We start from the raw sequence: 6696 nt of genomic DNA on the forward strand, positions 1-6696 counted from the left end.
AGATACTATGAAAATCGGAGCATCAACATTAGCAGGCATAGAATTTGATTTGGAAAAAAGTTTAGAATTCATTGAAAGTTTAGGACTTGATTATGCCGAACTAGTTCATCAATATCCTGCAGAAAGAATTGATAAGGACCTATTGGAAAGCTATAATTTAAAATACTCCATTCATGCACCCTTTATGGATGTTAACATTGCAAGCCCTCAAGACCAAAGCAGATTAAACTCAATAAAGCAGATTGAATCATCTATTGATTTGGCAAATGAAGTTGATGCGGAAGCTGTTGTCGTTCATCCCGGAACATCATCATTTTTAGCAAGCAAATACTTTAAAAAAGAGGTTTATGAGTTTTCAAACAGGTCAATTAAAGAAATTGGAGATTATGCAAACGATTTGGGCGTTATGGCAACCATTGAAAACATGCCGAATTTTGATACAATGATTTATCAGGACATTCATGCCCTGAATGAATTGCTTGAAGAATACGAAATGTACATGACATTAGACATCGGCCATGCCAACCATGCAGGATACTCCGCAGATGAGATAATTTTTGATTCAATTAAACACGTACATGCGCATGATAATTTTGGTGATGATGATGCACACCTACCATTAGGTGAAGGGAATATTAAATTAAATGATATAATCAATTCATTAGAATCAAAAAATTACAAAGGCATCTATATCCTTGAAGTAAATGACTTTGATTCCATTAAAAAAAGTTATGAATATATGAAGAAAAACTTCTAAAGAAGTCTTTTTTCTTTAATTTCTTTTTGGAAATATAAATATTTGGAATCAACAACTTTTCTAATATTTTCCGCTGTTTTTTTACCTATTCCTTCAACTTCCTGAAGCTCTTTTTCGGATGCATTTATTATTCCTGCAACAGTACCGAAATGTTCCAATAAATTTTTTGCATTGACCGGACCTATATTAGGTAATGACTCCACAATGAACAACTGTTGCTCCAATAAGCTAACAGGTTTTTTATCTGTTCTGATTTGAACGGGAGATTGTTCTCCATTTTGTTCCCTAATTGCAATCCTTTTAATCATTGCTGCAGTATCCTGAGCATTTCTAGTAGGAATTATACTGATTCCAAAATCCAATGCGATGGATGCGATGGACCCTCTGATAGCGTTTGCATTAACCATACCCGCATATAAATCATCACCTTCAAGAATCATCAAAGGCTTTTTAAACTCTTCAGACAATTCACGAGCTTGTTTGAACAATCTTTTATCAATTATTGAATCTACAAAATCTTTAGTTGTTTTTCTTTCAATGGCTACCTCATCACTAACCTGATAATCGGCAACAGCCATTGACCTAACTTTAACATCCATCTCCATTTCAGTCAGATGTCTGATAACTTTTGAATTACCTTCACGAGAATCTGCATAAACAACAGGGAAGTCATTTTCCTGTTTTGGTCTTTCAAGAACTTTAACTTTCTTTTCACCTTCCATTCTTTGAACAGCTGACTGATTTAACTCCTCTAAAACATCAGGATCAATCAATTGATTTTTCATTCGGCTTTCCTTATTGATGGAAGCCCAGTAATAACCTTCATCCCTTGTTCCGTTTGTTATTAAAACTTTTACACGACCAGTTCTTTTACGACCTGTCCTCCCCCTTCTCTGAATCATTCTGACTTCAGAAGGAACAGGCTCATACAAAATTACCAAATCAACTGCAGGAATATCAATACCTTCCTCTGCAACACTGGTCGACAATAATACATCATATTCACCCATTCTAAAAGATTTGATAATAGCTTTCTGTTGCTTTTGAGTCAAACCTTTTTCACCATCTTTAGCTGCTTGACCAAAGAATTTAGCAGATTTAATTCCTTCTTTTTCAAGCTTTTTATGAATCATTTCAAGAGTATCACGGTATTGGGTAAAGACAATTATCTTTGATGAGGCATCGTCATCATTATCTGTGAATCTCTTGGACTGAAGCTTTGTTTGTCCGTCACCAGAACCAAGCTCCTTTTTAAGAATTTTAGTTAATTCCCTTAATTTTGGATGTTCCCAACCATGCTTTTCAGCTTCTTTTGCAAGTGTAACGGCACGTCCAAAATTATCATCCCACATCAATGATTTTGCAGCTTTGGTTTTCTTTTTTCGCAACCTTGCAACATATTTGTTGAAAGTAGCGACCCCCTGAGTTTCAATCAACTCCTGAGCGTGCTGTATATTGATTACGGCACTCAATATTGAAATGGCCTGAAACAAGTCCTTATTCGGATTAGTGGTCCTTGCAATCTCGCCTTGTATCCTACCTCTAGCATTTAGGATATCCACTTTATTGACCGAAACTGTATTAATAACACCCATATTTTTCAAGGCTTTCAATCTAATCTTCAAAGCCTTATCCAAATTGGTTTTAATTTTTTCCAGCGCTTCGCTCATCTTTATTCTAACCCACTCTATTTCGACCGGATTAAAATAAGGCCTTACATCCGTGTCGTCTTCAGTCTTGACAACTATATTTTGGATATATAAATTTTGACAAACCTCTTTGATTTTTGATTTATCAGAACCTGGAGAAGCGGTTAAACCTAAAATAAGATTAAATTTAGATTCCTGCACATATCTGGAAGCCAAATAAACATAAGAATAAGATCCAACACCATGGTGACATTCATCAAAAACAATTAGTGATACACTGCTTAAATCATAACGTCCGTTCAGTAAATCGGATTCGACAGTTTGGGGTGTTGCACAAATGATTCTGGATTCCTCCCATCTTGTAACACGCTCATCGGTTTTTACGGCACCAGTTATAGAAGTGCAAGGAAGATTTAAAAATTCTTTAAAGCTGGCTTCATGCTGAATAGCTAAAGGTTTAGAAGGTGCTAAAATTAAAACTTTGGAATTTTTAACCTTATATAACCTATCTGCAGCAACCAAAATTGCCACAATTGTTTTACCAAGTGCAGTAGGTGCCACAACCATAGTATTTCCTTTCTTTAAAACATCCCCTGCGAGAATTTGCTGATAAAGTCTTGATTCAATGGAATTCTCTTTAATTAATGGATGATTTATATAACTAGTCATAATTAAACCTTCATTTATCAAAATAGAAGTATTACAATAATCAAATACTATCTACCAATAACCCTTATTAACATATTATATTTAATATTTAAAAAAGATTAAGTGAGAGCATTTGAAAAGTAAAAAATATAAAAAATAAAAAAAATAATTAATAGTGATTATAATTAAATAACACTATTTAAGATTTTAAATCAGTGATAACTGACTTATATTTAGTTGCAGCTTCACCAATAGCTACAATCATTTCACAATCCAAGTTCAAAGCTTTTTTAATTCCATCACGAACATCATTTTCATTAGCACCGAGAGTGCCTGATTTTTTAAAATGACTTCTGTGATTTAAAAATATCCGGTCATTCAGTCTGGAATTTTCATTCAATTTTTCAATCGCCACATTTTGAGAGGCATGTGATGCTGGAACTACAAATTTTGAAAATTTAAGTACACTATTGAATATATTCAAATCACCGGAGTATCCTGATTCAGATGAAACTGTAATAACTGTTGTAAAATCTCCAAATAACTTTTGGAATTCTTTCAATACAGTTTGAACACCTGCAGGATTATGGGCATAATCTACAAAAACAGTCTTGCCATTTACAGTATCTACCTTTTCCATTCTTCCTTCAACACCAGTGAAAGTAGATATTGGCTCTAAAATTTTATCATATGGTAATTTTAAAAATTCACGGGCAGCTATAATAACTCCAGTGACATTATAAACATTATGAAGTCCATCTATTGCCATTTGAACAGTTAATTTTCCCTCAGGAGTGAATAAATCAAAGGTCCTATTGTTTAAATCAACATTAGTTGCAATGTAATCAACCTGAGGAGTTGTAAGGCCACATTTACAGAAATAATATCCACAACCAGAAATAATTTCCTTAACAGCCAGTTCATTGCCGCAAACACATTCTTTGATACCAATTGAATCAGGACGTTCATTAACTCCAAAGGTAATGACTTCACCTTCATAGTTCAATTCCCTTAAAAGCCCCATTATAGTTGGATCATGAGCATTTACAATGATTTTTTTACCGTTTAGTTCCTGGATGAATTCCCCTTTAACATTGGCATAATCCATGAAACTGCCCAAATCATTCAAATGGTCAGGAGTGATATTTGTAATCAAACCAGCTTCCATGTCAGTATTTACAACAATTCTACCAACTGTGCCCGGAACACCAAAAGTACCCACTTCCAATATTCCCACATCAGCATCCAATCTAGATTGTAAAATTGGAATAAATTCGGCATTGCCCTGCATTCCCGCTAAATTATGCTGGCACGGAATAATCCCGTTTTCTTCTGCAATTTTTTTAAGTAATGTTGTAGTAGTAGTTTTACCATTAGTTCCAGTAATCCCAAATACTGGTTTTTCAGATTTAAAAAGCTCAATAACATCAGTCAATTCAACAACAGGTTTATTAATTCTTTTATAAATCTCAGAATCCTTAGACAAACTAGCAGGAGGAATTATATAATCAGATTTATCAAAAAATGCATTAGGAGTTTTTCCATAGAAAACTTCAATATCATAACCTTCAAGAGCGCTTGCAAATTTACAATTCTTTTTTTGAGAAATATCAGTACCAATGACATTGAATCCTCTTTCTTTAAGGATTCTAGCAATTAAATTGCCATTAGCTCCGCAAACACCAATAACTCCAAAAGTGGTGTCTTTTTTAAAGTCAGATATATCCATGTTTTTACTTCCTTTCCTCAATCACTACCTGATAACGGCAGTATAATTTTATTAATTTTAAATTTTTAAATTTGAAAAAGAATATGAAAAATTATTCAAATTGAATAAGATTTTCCACATCGTTATAAACAACATCCAATCCACACATTGATGGAACATAGTTTGCTGCTTTTGCTGAATTAACACCAATTACTTCAAAGCCCATATCCTCAATAGGAGCTACAACCATACAGGTATCACAGACTACATTACCGCCTGCCCTTTCAATTGTTTCAGTGTAACCCATCCTGTCAGCAGTGGCCTTGACGCTAACTGATGTACAAATCCATAACTTATTTTTAATAGTTTTACCTTGAACAATATTAGCCACATTTTTAATTTCTTCCAAAGATGCATGAGGACAACCTAAACAAATCAAATCAGGTTCCCTATCTGTTGTAGTTAATTTTTCACGAGTTTCAAGAATTTCTTTTTCAGATATGAACATTATATCCTCAACATCAGCTTCACCTGCAATATCAGCTTCAGGAGTGACATTTTCAATATGATACAATGCTACAGAACCTGATGAAGCAAGAGCCGCACCAAATGTTTTTAGGTCATTGTTGTTTGGAACATTTTGAAGTTTGAAGTATGGAACACCGCCACCAACAACTTTTCCAATGATATAACCCAATGCTCCGAAATCTGCACCCTTCAACTCAGTATTGACATTTACAACAAGATTAGCTTTTCTATTTTGTTCTAAATGGAAACCATACAAAGGAGTTTTGCCAACAATTGCTGCTGCTAAAGCTGCTGGACCTCCTTCACGATTAGTCCTAGCACCAATCACGGAATTTCCATAAGCAACAGCGGAGGATTCAGACCAAGAAATATGATCCCTAAATCTTGGAACATTACCTACAAGATAAGGAGTACAAGTACAAGTCTTTGAGATTCCCAAATCCCCATAAGCATCTACGATTTGATTTTGCTTAATTGCAAAGTCACGAGGAAATCCCAATATTTCCCAATTGTCCAAATCAGTTCCCGGAGGGTTTAAAGATGCATTTACACTAGCAACGCCCAAACCATCGCCAGCCAAGTCTTGCAAATATTCCAAACCAGCTTCACCAATAGTTTTATAAGAAACACCGGATACCTGTGCGGAAGTAATATCGACTAATTTAGAAGCACCATAGATATCACCCAATGCAACAAGAATATCCATACTCTTCCTAATAGTTTCCCCGAACTCTCCATCACACATTTGTTCTTCTTTTTTTGTTAAAAACATATTAATCATTATTTAATTGATACTCGACCATTTCATTAACCAGATGCAGGAAATTGTCCTTGCTTTCATAAGGAATCATTGCCCCCGCAGCAATATCGTGACCGCCTCCTTGACCGCCGAAATTGTTGGAGGAATCCCTTAAAGCACTACCCAAGTCCACACCTTTGCTAACCATTTCCCTCGTAGTTCTACCAGAAATTTTAATATCCTTATGGAGTCTTGATAGACCAATTACAGGTTTAGAGTTATCCAATAAATTAACTGATAAGCCAATACTAGCTATAGTTCCCATTACAGATTTCAATACTTTATCTTCACTGTACAAGTACTGGATGTCAGAAAGCTGAACCGCACCTTCACGTTTTATCCATTCAAGTCCTTTCACGATTTGGTCCCTGTATTCCCTTTGCAATCTTAAAGCAGCATCAAGTGCTTTATCCTTTTCGCCAAGAGCAATGCTTAAACCCAAACCTTGCTTTTTGTTTTTACCGCATGCATCAAGAATATATGAATATTCCTCCAAATCACGCAATAAAGGAACTTCCTTTGGAACTGTATAGCAGTCGCCAAAAATGTCCGGATTAATTCTCATGAGCGCATCCTTCAAGAGATCTTTCTCTTCATCTTCCAAATC

At 34.9% G+C, this 6696-nt stretch carries 5 protein-coding genes; 1 reads left to right on the plus strand and 4 read right to left on the minus strand.

Features of this window, described 5'->3' with window-relative positions; all coding sequences use genetic code 11:
- Positions 1-7 precede the first annotated feature (7 nt).
- Positions 8-757 (plus strand): sugar phosphate isomerase/epimerase, encoded by a 750-nt coding sequence (locus UIB65_RS02620; RefSeq protein ID WP_330039579.1) that lies wholly within the window; start codon positions 8-10, stop codon positions 755-757.
- Here the strand turns inward: UIB65_RS02620 and UIB65_RS02625 are convergent.
- From UIB65_RS02625 to UIB65_RS02640, 4 genes are all read right to left on the minus strand, one after another.
- Positions 754-3075 carry a DEAD/DEAH box helicase gene (locus tag UIB65_RS02625; RefSeq protein ID WP_330039580.1) on the minus strand — a complete coding sequence of 774 codons (2322 nt, stop codon included), beginning with the start codon at positions 3073-3075 and terminating at the stop codon, positions 754-756. The two genes, UIB65_RS02620 and UIB65_RS02625, sit on opposite strands and share 4 nt — an antisense overlap.
- Before the next feature lie 178 nt (positions 3076-3253).
- A complete protein-coding gene (locus tag UIB65_RS02630; RefSeq protein WP_330039581.1) occupies positions 3254-4783 on the minus strand; it encodes a Mur ligase family protein in 1530 nt (509 codons plus the stop codon).
- 91 nt (positions 4784-4874) lie between these two features.
- Positions 4875-6062: an aconitase X catalytic domain-containing protein gene (locus UIB65_RS02635; protein WP_330039582.1), complete on the minus strand. Its 1188-nt coding sequence runs from the start codon at positions 6060-6062 to the stop codon at positions 4875-4877.
- A 1-nt stretch (position 6063) separates the two neighbouring features.
- The coding region (locus UIB65_RS02640; protein ID WP_330039583.1) for a DHHA1 domain-containing protein at positions 6064-6696 on the minus strand (633 nt) is incomplete at its 5' end.

Origin of the sequence: Methanobrevibacter sp. (assembly GCF_036307625.1) — an archaeon.
Taxonomy (GTDB): Archaea; Methanobacteriota; Methanobacteria; order Methanobacteriales; family Methanobacteriaceae; genus Methanocatella.